We start from the raw sequence: 15,309 nt of genomic DNA, 5'->3' as shown, positions 1-15,309 counted from the left end.
GTCGCGGGGGTCGCGGGGGTCGACGCCCCCGCCGCGCGGAGCGAGGTGGGCGCATGAGTCCGGGACCGGTGCTGCCGGGGCGCGACGACGACCCGGACCGCCTCTACACCATCACCCGGGGCCGCAGCCGTTCCCCGGAGAACGCCTTCGACCTGGTGACCCTGATCGTCGCCGAGCGGCAGCCGGCGCCCGGGATGCAGTCGGAGCACGCCCGGATCCTGCGGATGTGCGAGGCCCCGACCGCCGTGGTGGAGGTGGCGGCGGAACTGGCGCTGCCCGTCTCGGTGGTGAAGATCCTGCTCGGCGACCTGCTGGAGTCCGGGGCGGTCACCGCCCGCCACCCCCGGTTCGCGCCGAACAAGGCCCGGCTGCCCGACCTCGACACGCTGAAGCAGGTGCTGCATGGCCTTCAACAGCTCTGACGTCTCGCCCGCCGGCGGCGTCCGGACCGCTGTGGAGGCCCGGCCCGCCGGCGCCGTTCAGGCTGCCGCTGACGTCCGGCCCGCCGGTGCGCGCACCCCGCTGCGGGCGACGGCCGACAACGCGCTGAAGATCGTCGTGGTCGGCGGCTTCGGCGTGGGCAAGACCACCCTGGTCGGCTCGGTCAGCGAGATCCGTCCGCTGAACACCGAAGAGGTGATGACCAAGGCGGGCGAGGGCATCGACCCGGCCGGCGCCTGGGGCAAGCGCTCCACCACGGTCGCCTTCGACTTCGGCCGGATCACCCTTTCCGAGCGGCAGGTGCTGTACCTGTTCGGCGCGCCCGGGCAGGAACGTTTCTGGTTCCTCTGGGACCGCCTGTTCAGCGGCGCCCTGGGCGCGGTCGTCCTGGTGGACACCCGGCGCCTGGAGGACTCCTGGTACGCCATCGACCGGCTGGAGCACCACGGCACGCCGTTCATCGTGGCCCGCAACAACTTCGGCGAGCCGGGCCACACCCTGGAGCAGGTCCGCGAGGCGCTGGACCTGCCGGCCGAGGTGCCGCTGGTGGACTGCGACGCGCGCGACCGCGAGTCCGGCAAGCGGGTGCTGATCGCCCTGGTCCACCACCTGGCCGCCCTGGCCGGGGCCGACGAGGCCGTCCTGGCCGGAGCCGACGGAGCCGCCCTGGCCGGTGCCGACGGAGGCGTCCCGGCCGCTGCCGCCGGGGAGGACGAGACGGCCCCCGCCGCGCGGCCAGCCCCGGCAGGGCCCCGCACCGCGATCTACGAGGAGAGCACCCCGTGACCGAGCCCGCCGCCACCCCGCCCCCGGGCTGCCCGGCGCACGCCGGCGCCACGCCGCTGTACGGGCCGCGCTTCCAGACCGACCCGTCCCAGCTCTACCGCGAGCTGCGCGCCGCGCACGGCCCGGTCGCCCCGGTCGAGCTGGCCGGCGGCGTGCCCGCCTGGCTGGTCATCGGCTACCGCGAGCTGCAGCAGGTGACCGGCCGGCCGCAGCTGTTCGGCCGCGACTCCAGCCGCTGGCACGCCTGGGCGACGCTGCCCGCCGACTGGCCGCTGAAGCCGATGATGGCGCCCGTCCCCTCGATCCTCTACGCCGAGGGCGAGGAGCACGTCCGGCGTTCGCGCGCGGTCACCGACGCGCTGGCCGGGATCGACCCGTACGAGCTGCGCAAGCACGCGGAGGAGATCGCCGACGGCCTGATCGACGAGTTCGCCGGGCGCGGCGAGGCCGACCTGGTCGCCGAGTACGCGCACCGGATGCCACTGCTGGTGCTGTGCCGGGTGCTCGGCCTGGACGAGGAGCAGGCGCCGCAGCTGATCGCGGCGCTGCTGGCCATGCTGGACGGCGGCCCGGACGCGCCGGCCGGCGCCCAACGGCTGCTGGAGCTGATGCTCGCGCTGGTCGAGGAGAAGGCCGAGTACCCGGGCGCCGACGTCGCCTCGCGGATGCTGGCGCACCCGGCCGGGCTGACCCACGACGAGGTGATGCGCGACCTGCGGGTGCTGCTGATCGCCGGCCACCAGCCGAGCTCGTACTGGATCTCCAACACGCTGCGGCTGATGCTCACCGACGAGCGGTTCGCGGCCTCGCTGGCCGGAGGCCGGCGCAGCATCAGCCAGGCGCTGAACGAGGCGCTCTGGGAGGACACCCCGACCCAGATCTTCGCCGGACGCTGGGCGGTCCGCGACACCCAGGTGGGCGGCCAGCGGATCGGCGAGGGGGACATGGTCCTGCTCGGCATCGCCGGGGCCAACGCCGACCCGGCCGTCCGGCAGCCGGACGGCCGCCCGGCGGAGGGCAACCGGGCGCACCTGAGCTACTCGTACGGCGAGCACGGCTGCCCGTTCCCGGCCCAGGAGGCGGCCGAGGTGATCGCCACCACCGCGATCGAGGTGCTGCTCGACCGGCTGCCGGACCTGCGGCTGGCGGTGGCCGAGCACGCGCTGGTGTGGCGGCCGTCGGCCTGGGTGCGCGGGCTGGTGGCGCTGCCGGTCTCGTTCACCCCCGGCCACCCGGCCTGATCCACCCGCACCCGCCGTTCGAAAGAGCCGCGAAACCCCTCGAACGCCCTCGAAACCTCCGAAAGGCTTCGGCTGTTTTCGAATGGCTTCGAATGGCTTCGAATGGCTTCGAAAGGCTTCGAGAGAGCTTCTCCAGAGCTTCGAAAGAGAGACGTCGATGACCGCTGCCCCGGCCCGAATCGCCCTCGACCCGCTGGCCCGCGACAACGCGGCCGAGGGCGCCCTGCTGCGGGCCGCCGGCCCGGTGGTGCCGGTCGAGCTGCCCGGCGGGGTCGCCGCCTGGGCGGTGACGCGGCACGCCGCCGCACGTGACCTGCTCACGGACGCCCGGCTCGTGAAGGACGCCGCGCACTGGGCGGCCTACCAGCGCGGCGAGGTCCCGAAGACCTGGCCGCTGATCGGCCTGGCGGTGCCCGGCCCGAGCATGGTGACCACCGACGGGGCCGAGCACCGCCGGCTTCGGGCGCTGGTCGCGCAGGCCTTCACCCCGCGCCGGGTGGAGCTGATGCGTCCGCGCGTCGAGGAGATCACCCACGCGCTGCTGGACGCCCTGGAGGCGGGCGAGCCGCTGGTGGACCTCAAGACGGCCTTCGCCTTCCCGCTGCCGATGACGGTGATCTGCTCGCTGCTGGGCGTGCCGGAGTCGGACCACGGCCTGCTGCGCGACCTGTACGAGCGGTTCTTCGGCATCAAGCCGAACCCGGAGGGCATCCAGGCGACCGTCGCCGGGCTGAACGCCTTCGTCAACGGCCTGGTGGCGCAGCGTCGTTCAGCTCCCGGCGAGGACCTGGCGAGCGTGCTGCTGGCGGCCGACACGGAGGGCGGGGCGCTGAGCGACGCGGAGGCGGCGGCCACCCTGCGGGTGATCATCGCGGCCGGCCACGAGACGACGGTGAACCTGATCGGCAACGCGGTGCGGGCCCTGCTGGCCCACCCGGACCAGCTGGAACTGGTGCGTTCGGGACAGGTGTCCTGGGACGCGGTGGTGGAGGAGTCGCTCCGCTGGACACCGCCGACCAGCAACTTCCTGTTCCGGTTCGCCGCCGAGCCCATACCGGTCGGCGAGGTGGTGATCCCGGCCGGTGAACCGGTGCTGGTCTCGTACAACGCGATCGGCCGCGACCCGCTCCAGCACGGGGTGACCGCCGAGGTCTTCGACATCACCCGGGACCCGTCCCGCCACCTGTCCTTCGGCCACGGCCCGCACGTCTGCCCGGGCTCCCCGCTGGCCCGACTGGAGGCGGGGGTCGCGCTGCCCGCGCTGTTCGAGCGCTTCCCGGGGCTGTCGCTCGCGGTGCCGGACGCGGACCTGCGGCCGAGCCCCTCGCTGGTGGTCAACAGCCTGCTGGAGCTGCCGGTGCGGCTTTTCTGACGTTCGGTCATATCGCAAGGCCCTGACTGGATTTACGGCGGATGTCCGGTTGGACGTCCGGGTGGACGTCCGGTCGGGGCCTTCGGCTTCCGGTCGCGGGTCACGGTCGGGACACCGGCTTGTGAAGGTCGAACGGGGACCTTGGCGGGGGGCGGCGGCTGCGTTAACGTCTTCGATCAGTCCGGCCGCCGTCCGCTCGTGATCCCGCTCGTGATCCCGTTCCGCGATTCCGTTCCCGTGAACCTGTCCGCGATCCCCGTGTAGGCCCATCTCCGGTACAGCGCAATGTCGTTCAGCCCACCGTCGGCAGCATGCCCTGGCGAGGAGAACCGCATTGACCCTCAACCCGACCGCGCCGCAATCGAGTTCCCGCCGCCGTCTGGCCGCCGTGCCCGTCCTGGTGGCGGCACTGGCGCTGACCGCGGCCTGCTCCAACAGCTCCGGCGGTTCGGGTGGCGGCGGAGGCGGATCGGCCGCCTCGCTGTCCGGCGACTGCGCCAGGTACCAGCCGTACGCCGGACACTCGGGCACCACCGTGACGATGTTCGCCTCGATCCTGAGCCCGGAGTCGGACAACCTGGAGAAGTCCTGGGCCGAGTTCAGCAAGTGCACCGGGATCAGGATCAGCTACGAGGGCTCGAACGACTTCGAGTCCCAGCTGCCGGTCCGGGTCTCCGGCGGCAACGCCCCGGACTTCGCGATCATCCCGCAACCGGGCCTGCTGGCGCAGATGGTGAAGAGCGGCAAGGTGGTGAAGCCGCCCGCCCAGACCGTTGCCAACCAGGACAAGTGGAGCCCGATCTGGAAGACGTACGGCTCGGTCAACGGCACCTACTACGCGGCCCCGATGAGCGCCAACATGAAGTCCCTGGTCTGGTACTCGCCGAAGGCCTTCACGGCGGCCGGCTACGACGTGCCCAAGACCTGGACCGACCTGATGGCGCTCAGCGACCGGATCGCCAAGGCCGGCGGCGCCAAGCCGTGGTGCGGCGGCATCGCCTCCGGGACGGCCACCGGCTGGCCGGCCACCGACTGGCTGGAGGAGGTGGTGCTCGGCTCGTACGGCGGCGAGGTGTACGACCAGTGGGTCGGCCACCAGGTGAAGTTCTCCGACCAGAAGATCACCACCGCGATGAAGACGGTCGCCGACTGGATGCAGAACCCGGCCTGGGTCAACGCGGGCTTCGGTGACGTGAAGTCGATCGCCACCACCACCTTCCAGGACGCGGGCACGCCGATCCTGAGCGGCAAGTGCCTGATGCTCCAGCAGGCCTCCTTCTACGAGGCGCAGTGGCCCAAGGGCACCAAGGTCGGCCCGGACGGGGACGTCTTCGCCTTCCACCTGCCCGCGGTGAACCCGTCGGTCGCCAACCCGGTCGAGGGCGGCGGGGAGTTCCTGGCGGCCTTCTCCGGCCGGCCCGAGGTGCAGGCGGTGCAGAACTACCTGTCCAGCTCGGACTGGGCGAGCAGCCGGGTGAAGACCGCGAGCGGCTGGGTCTCGGCCAACCAGGGCGTGGACAAGAGCCTCTACACCGACCCGATCGACAAGCTGTCGGCGGAGGCGCTGACGGACCCGTCGGCCACCTTCCGATTCGACGGCTCCGACCTGATGCCGGCCGCCGTGGGCGCCGGGCAGGAGTGGAAGTCGCTGACCGCCTGGTTCGCCGAGGGGCAGTCGATCCAGAAGACCGCCGCCGACATCGACGCCGCCTGGCCGCAGTAGCCGGGCCGTCCGTCCTGCTCGGTTCCGGGGCTGGTTCCGGGGCTGGTCTCGGAGCCGGAGCCGGAGTTGGCCCCGGAGTTGGCCCTGGCCCCGGTTTCGGTCCTGGGCCCGGCGCCGGCCTCCGGGGCCGACACCGAGGAGCCGGTTCCCGGGGGTCGGGCACACCGAGGACCACCTGTCGAGGGCGGTGCGGGGCCACCCACCCGCACCGCCCGCCCCCCTTCCCACCACACCCGAAGGGAAGCGCAGCCATGTCCGTAACCGGATTCCCGTCACCCGTCGCCGAATCGGCCGCTGGGAGGCTGGTCGCCGAGAACCTGGCGGTCGGCTCCTGGAACGACGCGGCGGTCAAGTTCGGCAACACCTTTGGCGCCGTCGCGGGCTTCCTGGGCATCCTGCTGGTGGTCTTCCTGGCCGCCGGTCGGGCCCGGGGCCGCCTGGCCCGGCCGCTGGCGGTCGCGGTGTTCCTCGGCCCGGCGGTGCTGCTGCTGGCCGTCGGCCTGGTCGTGCCGCTGGTCCGCACGGTCTACCTCAGCCTCCAGAACGACGACGGCACCCGGTTTGTCGGCGGTGAGAACTTCGGCTGGGCCCTCACCTCCGACTCGGTGCAGAAGGTGCTGGTCAACACGCTGCTCTGGCTGGTGGTCGCGCCGCTCGTGGCGACCGGGCTGGGGCTGGTGCTGGCGCTGCTGGTCGACCGGATGCGCGGCCAGTCGGTGTACAAGTCGCTGATCTTCATGCCGATGGCGATCTCGCTGGTCGGCGCGTCGATCATCTTCAAGTTCGTCTACGAGTCGCGCGGGCCGGGCCAGCCGCAGATCGGCCTGCTCAGCCAACTCGCCGTCGCCGTGGGCTGGGACGATCCGCCGAACTGGCTGCTCTCGCAGCCGCTGAACACCTTCCTGCTGATGGCGGTGATGGTCTGGGTGCAGACCGGCTTCGCGATGGTGGTGCTGTCGGCGGCGATCAAGGCGATCCCGGACGAGGTGGTGGAGGCGGCCCGGCTGGACGGCGCGAGCGGGGTGCGGCTGTTCTGGTACGTCACCGTGCCGATGATCCGCACCACGGTGATGGTCGTACTGACCACCGTCATGATCATCACCCTGAAGGCCTTCGACATCGTCCGCACCATGACCGGCGGCAACTTCGGCACCCAGGTGCTGGCCAACGAGATGTACTCGCAGTCCTTCGTGCAGTTCAACTCCGGCCGGGGCAGTGCCCTCGCGGTGCTCCTCTTCCTCGCGGTGCTGCCGCTGGTGGCCTACAACATCGTGCAGCTGCGGAAGGAGCGTGAGGTCCGGTGACCGGGACGGGCGGCCGGGAGCGGCCGGCGAAGTCGGTGCGGTCGGTGAAGTCGGCGCGGTCATCGCGGCCGGTGAAGTCGGCGCGGTCGGTGCCGCCGGTGCGGAAGGCCTTCAGCAGTCCGCTGGCCTCGGTGTTCGTGATCGCGATGACGGTCCTCTGGACGATCCCGACGCTGGGCCTGCTGGTGACTTCTCTGCGCCCCAAGCAGGACGTGACGGCCAGCGGGTGGTGGAATGCCTTCCTCCATCCGGACCTCGGCCTCGGCAACTACCACTCGGTGCTGTTCGAGGGCGGGTCCGGCGCCTCCACCGGCCTGATGCCCTTCCTGGTCAACTCGCTGGCGATCGGCGTCCCGGCGACGGTCTTCCCGCTGGCACTGGCGGCGATGGCGGCGTACGCGCTGGCCTGGGTGCGGTTCCGGGGGAGCGACGCGGTCTTCTTCACGGTGTTCGCGCTCCAGGTGGTGCCGCTCCAGATGGCGCTCATCCCGCTGCTCCGGCTGTTCGCCGGCGGTGCGCACCTGGGCTCGCTGACGCTGATCCCGGCGGTGGACCTGAAGGGCAGCTACGCGCCGGTCTGGCTGGCGCACACCATGTTCGCGCTGCCGCTGGCGGTGTTCCTGCTGCACAACTTCATCGCCCAGCTGCCGCGCGACCTGATGGAGGCCGCGGTGGTGGACGGCGCCTCGCACTTCAAGATCTTCCGCTCGATCGTGCTGCCGCTGTGCACCCCGGCGCTGGCCTCGTTCGCGATCTTCCAGTTCCTGTGGGTCTGGAACGACCTGCTGGTGGCGCTGACCTTCGCGGGCGGCACACCGGAGGTGGCGCCGATGACGGTGCGACTGGCGCAGCTGTCCGGCTCCCTCGGCGGGCGCTGGGAGCTGCTCACGGCCGGGGCGTTCCTGTCGATCATCGTTCCGTTGATCGTCTTCTTCAGCCTCCAGCGCTACTTCGTCCGGGGGCTGCTGGCCGGATCGGTGAAGGGGTAGCCAGGGGAGTCCTGTGGTGGAGAGGGCGTTCTGAACGCGTTCGAAACCGATTTTTGAACTTGTTCAGAATGGTCTACAGTCGGCAGCGGCCGGGCGCTGAGCGCGCCGGTCCGCGGACCGCCCGATGGGTGCCGTCCGCATGCCTGCCGACCACTGAGGGGGACTCATGCCAGGCCCGTCCACGCCTGCCCCGTCCGATTCGCCCGGTCCGACCGAGTCGCCCGACTTGATCGCGCCGGGGTCGACTGAGTCGCTCGATCCGACTGGGTCACCTGACTTGACTGGGTCACCCGACCTGATCGCGTCGGGGGCGATTGGGTCATCCGACTTGACTGAGTCGCCCGACCTGACCAGGTCGCCCGATCCGGTCACGCCGAGGCCGACTGGGTCACCCGACCCGACCAGGTCGCCCGATCCAGTCGCGCCGGGGCCGACCGAGTCGTCCAACCCGTACGACGCGTTCGACCCGTACGGTCCGTACCGCCCGGCGGGCACCCGCCCGCAGAGCAGGCCGGGCCCGGGCCGGGCGCCCGGCGTGGCCGTGCCCTCGCCCCCTGCGTGGCTGGGCCCCAGCGCCCCCGAGCGCCGGGCGGGGGCCACCCCCAAGATCCTCCTGGCGGCCCTGCTCACCGGCCTGCTGACGGCCTGGCTGCTCTACGACGGCCTGGGGCCCAACCTGCTGCTGCTCGGCGCCGCCACCGCCGTCGGGGCGGGGATCGCAGCCCGGACGGCCGGGCGCCGGATCCGACCCTGGACGGCGGTGTGGAGCCTGCTCGCCCTCGCCCTGCTCGCCGTCCCGGCCCGGTGGGACGCCGGCTGGCCCGCGGTGCCGGCCGTGGTCGGTGCGCTGGCGCTGGCCTCGCTGGCGCTGCACGGCGGCCGTCGCTGGCCGGGTGTGCTGTTCCCGCTGCCCGGCATCGTGTGGCAGTTGGTGTCCTCGGTGGTCTGGGTCTGGGAGAGCATGGACCGGCGGCCGCTGCCCGGCCGCGACCGGATCGTCCCGGTGCTCAAGGCGCTCGGGGTCGCGGCCGCCCTGCTGACCGTCTTCGGCCTGCTGTTCGCCAGCGCCGACGCCGCCATGGCGGATCTGCTGGGCGGTCTCAGCCCGGATCTCGACCTCGACCAGCTCCCGGGGCGTGGCGCGTTGTTCGTGCTCGGAACGGTGACCGTGCTGGGCTTCGCGCACATGGCCGCCGGCCCGCGCCGCTGGGACCGTACGGTGATCCGGCCGGGCCGGGAGCGGCGGCGGCTGGAGTGGGCGCTTCCGCTGATCGCGCTGAACCTGATGTTCGGTGTCTTCGCGGTGATCCAGGCCGTGGTGGTGCTCGGTGGCGCGGACGCCGTGCTGAGCAACACCGGGATGAGCCGCTCCGAGTACGCCCGGCAGGGCTTCTGGCAGCTGAGCGTGATCACCGTGCTGACGCTGGTCGTGGTGGCGGTCGCCAACCGCTGGGCGCCGCGCACCACCGTGGCCGACCGCCGGGTGGCGCGGATCCTGCTCGGACTGCTCTGCCTGCTGGCGCTGGCCGTGGTGGCCTCGGCGCTCGGCCGGATGTGGTTCTACGTGGACGCCTCCGGGCTCACCCGGCTGCGGCTCTGGGTGCTGGTGGTCGAGGTCTGGCTGGGTGCCGTCTTCCTGCTGCTGATCGCCGCCGGGCTGATCCGCCGTGCCGGTTGGCTGCCGCGCGTCGTCGTCCTCAGCGGGATGCTCACCGTCGCGGTCTACGGCCTGATGGGCCCGGACGCGATCGTCGCCGAGCAGAACGTCACCCGGTACGAGCAGGCCCTGCGGGGCGACCCGCGCGCCGCGGCCATCGACCTGCGCAACGTCCGCGGGCTCTCGGCGGACGCGGTACCCGCCCTGGACCGGCTCCCCGAGCCGCAGCGGAGCTGTGCGCTGCAGCTGATCGGGCAGGGCCTGGGGGCGGGGTCGAAGCCCTGGTACGCGACCAACCTCGCGGCCACCCGGGCCCGGGAGATCCTGGCGGAGCGGCCGAGGGTCGACTCGACGACGGTCGGCCGTACGGCCTGCGATCAGGCGGGGCTGGCGTACGAGGCCTGGTAGGCCGCCCGAGGGTGGAGGCGGGGGCCGCGGACAGCGGTAGGGCCGGCCGGGAGCATGCTGCTCCCGGCCGGCCCTTGGCGTCGTGCGGCGCCGGTCCGTCACCTACGGCGTCGGCGCACGGTGACGGTGACGGTGTCAGTGCATCGCGACGGCGGAGGAGCCGCTCGGCAGGTCGCTGGCCTTGGCCTTGATCACGAAGACCGCGACGAGCAGGGCGACCGCCGCGAGCGCGGCGCCCACGATGAAGCCGTGCGAAATGCCCTGGGTGAGCACGGTGTTCGCGGCGTCGGTGCCCTGCGGGAACTCGTGGTGCTGCTGGAGGTAGGCCAGCTGCTCAGGCTTCGCGCTCTCCATGAACTTCGGCAGCTGCACGGCGGCTTCGGCCGTGGCGTAGTGCGCGAAGACCGTGGTCAGGATCGACAGGCCGAGCGAACCGCCGATCTGCTGCATCGAGTTGAGCAGGCCGGAGGCGGCGCCGGTCTCCTCGCCCGGGACGCCCGCGACCGCGAGCAGCATCACCGGGACGAAGATCAGGCCCATGCCGAAGCCGAACACCACCGTGGGGCCGAGGACCCCGTCCAGGTAGCCGCTGTCCTTGCTCATCTGGGTCAGCCAGGTGAGGCCGACGGTGACCAGCAGCGCGCCGCCCGCCATGAAGGGCTTCGGGCCGTACTTGGCCTGGAGGTTGGAGGCGATCTGCGCGGCGATGATGATCGCGACGCTGATCGGGAGGAAGGAGACGCCGGCCTTCAGCGGGCTGTAGCCGAGCGGACCCTGCACGAACAGCACGACGTAGAAGAAGATGCCGAACATGGCCGCCGCCAGGCAGAGCATCATCACCAGGCCGCCGGTGCGGTTGCGGTTGGCGAACAGGTGCATCGGGGTGATCGGCTGGTCGGTGCGGCTCTCGACCACGAGGAAGGCGGCGAGCAGGATCGCGCCGGCCGCGAAGGAGCCGAGCGTGATGCCGTCCGACCAGCCGTCCGAGGCGGCCCGGATGAACCCGTAGACCAGGCCGACCAGGCCGAGCGTCGAGGTGAGGGCACCGGGGAGGTCGAAGCGGCCCGGGTGGCGCTCGGACTCGGCGATGTGGCGCGGCGCGGCGATCGCGATCAGGATGGCGATCGGCACGTTGACGAAGAACACCCAGCGCCAGTTCAGGTACTCGGTGAGCAGACCGCCGGCCAGCAGGCCGATCGCGGCGCCGGAACCCGCCACCGCCGAGAACACGCCGAACGCGCGGTTGCGTTCCGGTCCCTCGTCGAAGTTGGTGGCGATCAGGGCGAAGGCGGTCGGGGAACAGATCGCGCCGCCGATGCCCTGGAGCGCGCGGGCGGCCAGCAGCAGGCTGCTGTCCTGCGCGAAACCACCGAGCAGTGAGGCCAGGCCGAACAGCAGGGTGCCGAAGATGAACACCCTTCGGCGGCCGAGGATGTCACCCGCGCGACCGCCGAGCAGCAGCAGCCCGCCGAAGGTCAGGGTGTAGGCGTTGATGACCCACGACAGGTCGGTGGTCGAGAAGCCCAGGGCGTCCCTGATGTGCGGCAGTGCGATGTTCACGATGGTCGCGTCGAGGACCACCATGAGCTGGGTGGCGGCGATGACGGTCAGGGTGATGCCCTTGCCCCGCCCCTGGTTCGTCCGCGGTGGTGGGTTCTTGCTGAGCGTGTCGGAGATAGCCACGAATGTGCCCCCTGCTGGCTATGTGCTCGGCGGTGCGGGGCCGGCGGAGTCGCCGGTCCGGGCATGGCACTGCGCCCTTGCGCAGGCCGAGAAGGAACGGGATCGTTCACTAAGCGGGACGATATCCTGGCCGTGATTGTGAACGCAAGCGTTCCTTAAGGGTGGTGGCGATGGAGCGGTTGGTGCGACGCCTGGTGGCGGACCGGTCCGGTCGGTCGCCGGGTGGTTCGGCGGGGCCGGCGCCCGGAGAGGCGGCTGTTCGGCCCGAGGTCCTTCGGCCTGAGGCCGTGCGGTCCGGGGCTGTCCGGTCCGGGGTCGTTCGACCGGGGGAGGAGGGTGTCGGGGTGGCGCCAGGGGGGTCGGGCGCCGGGTCGGGCTCGGGGCCGGGTGGCGAACCGGGCTTCTGTCCGGTGCGGGCCGCCCGCCAGGCGCTGACGCGGCCGGCGCGGCGCCGGGGGAAGGAACTGGAGAACGCGATCTTCGAAGCCGCCCTCGACCAGCTCACCTCCGGCGGATACGCGCGGCTCACCATGGAAGGGGTCGCCGGCGCGGCGCGGACCGGGAAGGCCGCGCTCTACCGGCGCTGGGCGTCCAAGGACGAACTCGTCATCGACGCCCTGGACGCCACTCTTCCACACCCTTACGACACTCCCGACCTCGGGTCCGCGCGTGATGAACTCCACCGGCTCATCGAGGGGTTCACGCAGGCGATGGGCTCCCCGACGGGCTCCGCGCTCAACGCGCTGATGGGCGAGATCGACCAGGAGCGGGCCGAGGTCTTCAAGGCCTTCATCACCGACCGGGTCATCGAGCCGATCGCGCGGACCATCCTGGAGATCCTGCGTCGCGGTGCCGAGCGCGGTGACGTCCGGCCCGGTGCGGCCACCCCGCTGGTGGCCGACGTCATTCCGGCGGTGCTGCTCTACCAGGTCAAGATCCGCGGGCTGGAGAACATGGGGCCGGGGTTCGCCGGTCGGCTGGTGGACGAGGTGCTGGAGCCGATGATCCGGGCCTGAGACGGTCGCTGCCGGGCCCGGGGGCTGCCGGACCCGGCGCCTCCCCCGGACCCGGCCTCCCGGGAGGCGGATTCGGCGGTCGTGAGCGGGCTTAGGCTGGAGGCTGCCCCCGCTGAACGGATTACGCCATGCCCATCGTCCCCCCGACGCACTCCGTCGAACGCTCGCTCCGCCGGGCCGGCGCCAAGATCGTCGTCGGTCTCGACGAGGTCGGGCGCGGCGCCTGGGCCGGGCCGGTCACCGTGGGCGCGGCCGTCACCGGTCTGCGCAAGGCGCCGGAAGGGCTGACCGACTCCAAGCTGCTCACCGAGCTGCGCCGCCGCGCGCTCGCACCCGTCCTCGCCGACTGGGTCACCGCGTACGCGCTCGGGCAGGCCACCCCGCAGGAGTGCGACGAGCTCGGCATGACGGCGGCGCTGCGGCTGGCCGCCGTCCGCGCGCTGGAGGCGCTGCCGGTCGAACCCGACGCGGTGATCCTGGACGGCAAGCACGACTACCTCGGCGGACCCTGGCGGGTGCGCACGGTGATCAAGGGCGACCAGTCCTGTATCTGCGTCTCCGCCGCCTCGGTGCTCGCCAAGGTCCACCGCGACGGCCTGATGGCCGAACTGGGCGAGGGGTGCCCGGACTACGGCTTCGCCGACAATGCCGGCTACCCGTCCCCGGTGCACCGTGCCGCACTGGAGGAGTTCGGCCCCACCGAGCACCACCGGCTCTCCTGGGCGTACATGGACGGACTGCCGAAGTGGCGCCATCTCAAGCGCGTTCGGGATGGTGCGGGCGACGGCCAGGGGTCCGCCGACGAACAGTTGACGCTCGGTTTCTGACGGTCCGTCTGGAATTGCCCAGGGAGGGGGCGGCAGGAGGCCGGCGCCCAAGGGGTGGGGTGCCCGTGCGCGTCCGACCGGCATTTGATAGATATCCGGGTATGCCTGTCTTCCCCGAGGAGCCGGAGATTCACGAGAGCCTCCCGGGCCCCGGCGTTCCCTTCCTCCGCGAGTCGGACGCACAAGCCCCCGCCACCGCACCCACCACCGTCGTCGCCCCGGCTCCGGTGCCCGGACCCCGTCCGGCGCCCCCGCGCCCGGGCCCGCCGCGCGCCGCCCGTCCGGGCCCGCCGCAACTGGTCCCCAAGCCCGGGCCGGCACCGCGCCGCCCGGCCCCCGCCGAACCGCGGGTGGAGGTCCAGCGGATCGCCGCCACCCCGGCACAGGCGGTGGAGCGCGCCGACGACGCGGTCGACCTGCTGCTGGAGTCCGGCCGCAACCCGGGCGACATCCTGGTGCTGACGGTCGGCGAAGCGCACCCCTGGCAGCAGCACGAGCTGTCCTTCGGTGAGGAGCGCTACTGGGCGCAGCTCGCGGAGGGCGGGGACGTGTTCTACGCGGACGCTGCGCTGACCCGTCCGGTCCGTCGCGAGGTGGTCGTCCTGGTGGTCAACGGCGGACCATCCGCCCGAGCCGCCGAGGCGTACGCCAAGGCGCTCGACCACGCGACCGCGCTGCTGGTGGTCTGCGGCGACGCCGGCCCGGCTGCGAAGGGCGCGGCCGGAACCACGCCGGGCCGCCCGGGCAAGGCCTGACCACAGCCGTCCACTTCGGGCCCGGCGCCGCCGTACGGTGCCGGGCCCGAGGTCCGTCCCGCGGCCCCCGGTGGCTGACGGCCGTTGTCGAAGGCCGGTGTTGACGGCCCGACGGCCGAGGGCTGCCGCGGACTCAGCGTGTGCCGGTACGGCGGGTCGGTTCGGCCGCCGCGGCCCGCGTCGCGGCCCACGGGGGCTCGGACTGCGGGGAGCGCGCCGTGTCCTCGCCGCGCTTGGCCTGGTCGGCCGCCAGCAGGCGGGTCCGCTGGCCGCGCGGGGCCTCCAGGGCCGAACGCGGCGGCAGTTCCGTCACGGTGTGCACCGGCCCCTCGGCCCAGGAGCCCGAGTGCGGCTTGCGCCCGCCCCGACCGTCCCCGAGGACCTGCCAGCCCGCCGGGGTGAGTCCGATGTACGCCCCGCAGCGCAGTCCGTGCAGTGCGGACGCGTCCCGCAGCGCCCACATCCAGGCGCCGTCCTGCGCCGTCCAGCCGGGTGCGCCGTCGCGGCAGCGCAGCAGTAGGGCCGTCCGGGTCGGCTCGGGCAGTCGCAGGTCGTGCGGGATGATCCGGCGCAGGTTCGCCAGCAGCGCGTTGCGGTGCTGCCATCCGTCGGTGTCGTGCGGCCAGGGGGTGAACGAGGCCGAGGCGGCGAGGTGGTGGAGCGCGTCCAGGACGGCGACCACGACGGTGCCCGGCTGGGGCAGGTGGCGCTGGTGCAGTTCCACGACGAACTCGCGCGGGTCGCGCAGCAACGGGATCCCCGAGGCGGTCCAGGTCTCCAGGTCCAGCACCCGTCTGGGTTCCGGGCTCCCGGAGAAGGGATTCTGACCTCGGCCGATACCGTTGATCACGATCCTCCTTCCTGGCCCGTGGGCAGGCGGGTGCCTGGGTACGCCGAAGGGCGGGTCCAGCGGACCGGATTTCGGGTACCCCCCAATTCTCGGGGCATCGGGGGCGGAGCGGCAACGATGAAATGATGAACGCCATCCGATAGCCCATGGTCTGCCGGATATGTTCCACGGTCGCCCGAACGCCGTGGAGGTGCCGCCGAGCCTTGATCCACAGCGCCCGGAGGGCAGGGTGAGCCGTCATCGGCACGGTGACCACT

At 72.4% G+C, this 15,309-nt stretch carries 13 protein-coding genes; 11 read left to right on the top strand and 2 right to left on the bottom strand.

What is annotated here, in order from left to right; genetic code table 11:
* Positions 1-53 precede the first annotated feature (53 nt).
* The 8 genes from ACFCY1_RS25930 (at position 54) to ACFCY1_RS25895 (ending at position 9,921) form a co-directional block, all read left to right on the top strand.
* Entirely contained in the window at positions 54-422 is a 369-nt protein-coding gene (locus ACFCY1_RS25930; RefSeq protein WP_049653110.1) for a DUF742 domain-containing protein, read from the top strand.
* Positions 403-1,227, top strand: a complete 825-nt coding sequence (locus tag ACFCY1_RS25925; protein WP_375876195.1) for an ATP/GTP-binding protein — start codon at positions 403-405, stop codon at positions 1,225-1,227. Before ACFCY1_RS25930 ends, ACFCY1_RS25925 begins: the two co-directional genes overlap by 20 nt.
* Entirely contained in the window at positions 1,224-2,468 is a 1,245-nt protein-coding gene (locus tag ACFCY1_RS25920; protein ID WP_049653108.1) for a cytochrome P450, read from the top strand. Before ACFCY1_RS25925 ends, ACFCY1_RS25920 begins: the two co-directional genes overlap by 4 nt.
* Before the next feature lie 157 nt (positions 2,469-2,625).
* Positions 2,626-3,840, top strand: coding sequence for a cytochrome P450 (locus ACFCY1_RS25915; RefSeq protein WP_375876194.1), 1,215 nt, complete (start codon positions 2,626-2,628; stop codon positions 3,838-3,840).
* Positions 3,841-4,174: 334 nt separating this feature from the next.
* Positions 4,175-5,563, top strand: a complete 1,389-nt coding sequence (locus ACFCY1_RS25910) for an ABC transporter substrate-binding protein (RefSeq protein WP_117489727.1) — start codon at positions 4,175-4,177, stop codon at positions 5,561-5,563.
* A 251-nt stretch (positions 5,564-5,814) separates the two neighbouring features.
* Positions 5,815-6,867 (top strand): carbohydrate ABC transporter permease, encoded by a 1,053-nt coding sequence (locus tag ACFCY1_RS25905; protein WP_117489729.1) that lies wholly within the window; start codon positions 5,815-5,817, stop codon positions 6,865-6,867.
* Positions 6,864-7,856, top strand: a complete 993-nt coding sequence (locus ACFCY1_RS25900; protein WP_375876193.1) for a carbohydrate ABC transporter permease — start codon at positions 6,864-6,866, stop codon at positions 7,854-7,856. The genes ACFCY1_RS25905 and ACFCY1_RS25900 overlap by 4 nt, the downstream gene beginning before the upstream one ends.
* Positions 7,857-8,397: 541 nt before the next feature.
* On the top strand, positions 8,398-9,921 hold the full coding sequence (locus ACFCY1_RS25895; RefSeq protein ID WP_375876191.1) for a DUF4153 domain-containing protein: 1,524 nt from the start codon (positions 8,398-8,400) through the stop codon (positions 9,919-9,921).
* 135 nt (positions 9,922-10,056) lie between these two features.
* On the opposite strand, the gene ACFCY1_RS25890 is transcribed toward ACFCY1_RS25895, so the two are convergent.
* Positions 10,057-11,604 carry an MFS transporter gene (locus ACFCY1_RS25890; protein ID WP_049653101.1) on the bottom strand — a complete coding sequence of 516 codons (1,548 nt, stop codon included), beginning with the start codon at positions 11,602-11,604 and terminating at the stop codon, positions 10,057-10,059.
* A 410-nt stretch (positions 11,605-12,014) separates the two neighbouring features.
* Between ACFCY1_RS25890 and ACFCY1_RS25885 the strand changes: the two genes are divergently transcribed.
* The 3 genes from ACFCY1_RS25885 (at position 12,015) to ACFCY1_RS25875 (ending at position 14,202) form a co-directional block, all read left to right on the top strand.
* Entirely contained in the window at positions 12,015-12,620 is a 606-nt protein-coding gene (locus tag ACFCY1_RS25885) for a TetR/AcrR family transcriptional regulator (protein ID WP_375876190.1), read from the top strand.
* 128 nt (positions 12,621-12,748) lie between these two features.
* The gene (locus ACFCY1_RS25880) at positions 12,749-13,447 is read left to right on the top strand and encodes a ribonuclease HII (protein WP_375876189.1); all 699 of its coding nucleotides are present in this window, start codon (positions 12,749-12,751) and stop codon (positions 13,445-13,447) included.
* A gap of 101 nt (positions 13,448-13,548) precedes the next feature.
* On the top strand, positions 13,549-14,202 hold the full coding sequence (locus ACFCY1_RS25875; RefSeq protein WP_375876188.1) for a hypothetical protein: 654 nt from the start codon (positions 13,549-13,551) through the stop codon (positions 14,200-14,202).
* A 133-nt stretch (positions 14,203-14,335) separates the two neighbouring features.
* Here ACFCY1_RS25875 and ACFCY1_RS25870 read toward each other — a convergent pair whose 3' ends face one another.
* Positions 14,336-15,055 carry a hypothetical protein gene (locus ACFCY1_RS25870; protein WP_375876205.1) on the bottom strand — a complete coding sequence of 240 codons (720 nt, stop codon included), beginning with the start codon at positions 15,053-15,055 and terminating at the stop codon, positions 14,336-14,338.
* Positions 15,056-15,309: the final 254 nt, after the last annotated feature.

The organism is Kitasatospora sp. NPDC056273, assembly GCF_042268845.1.
Classification (GTDB): domain Bacteria; phylum Actinomycetota; class Actinomycetes; order Streptomycetales; family Streptomycetaceae; genus Kitasatospora.
The sequence above is the reverse complement of the archived record's forward strand: the minus strand, read 5'-3'. Positions and strand labels throughout refer to the sequence as shown.

What these genes read in the sequence shown, in the direction of transcription:
- ACFCY1_RS25915 (WP_375876194.1), top strand. Translation starts at nt 2,626, where the DNA reads ATGACCGCTGCCCCGGCCCGAATCGCCCTCGACCCGCTGGCCCGCGAC.
- ACFCY1_RS25930 (WP_049653110.1), top strand. Translation starts at nt 54, where the DNA reads ATGAGTCCGGGACCGGTGCTGCCGGGGCGCGACGACGACCCGGACCGC.
- ACFCY1_RS25905 (WP_117489729.1), top strand. Translation starts at nt 5,815, where the DNA reads ATGTCCGTAACCGGATTCCCGTCACCCGTCGCCGAATCGGCCGCTGGG.
- ACFCY1_RS25875 (WP_375876188.1), top strand. Translation starts at nt 13,549, where the DNA reads ATGCCTGTCTTCCCCGAGGAGCCGGAGATTCACGAGAGCCTCCCGGGC.
- ACFCY1_RS25880 (WP_375876189.1), top strand. Translation starts at nt 12,749, where the DNA reads ATGCCCATCGTCCCCCCGACGCACTCCGTCGAACGCTCGCTCCGCCGG.
- ACFCY1_RS25925 (WP_375876195.1), top strand. Translation starts at nt 403, where the DNA reads ATGGCCTTCAACAGCTCTGACGTCTCGCCCGCCGGCGGCGTCCGGACC.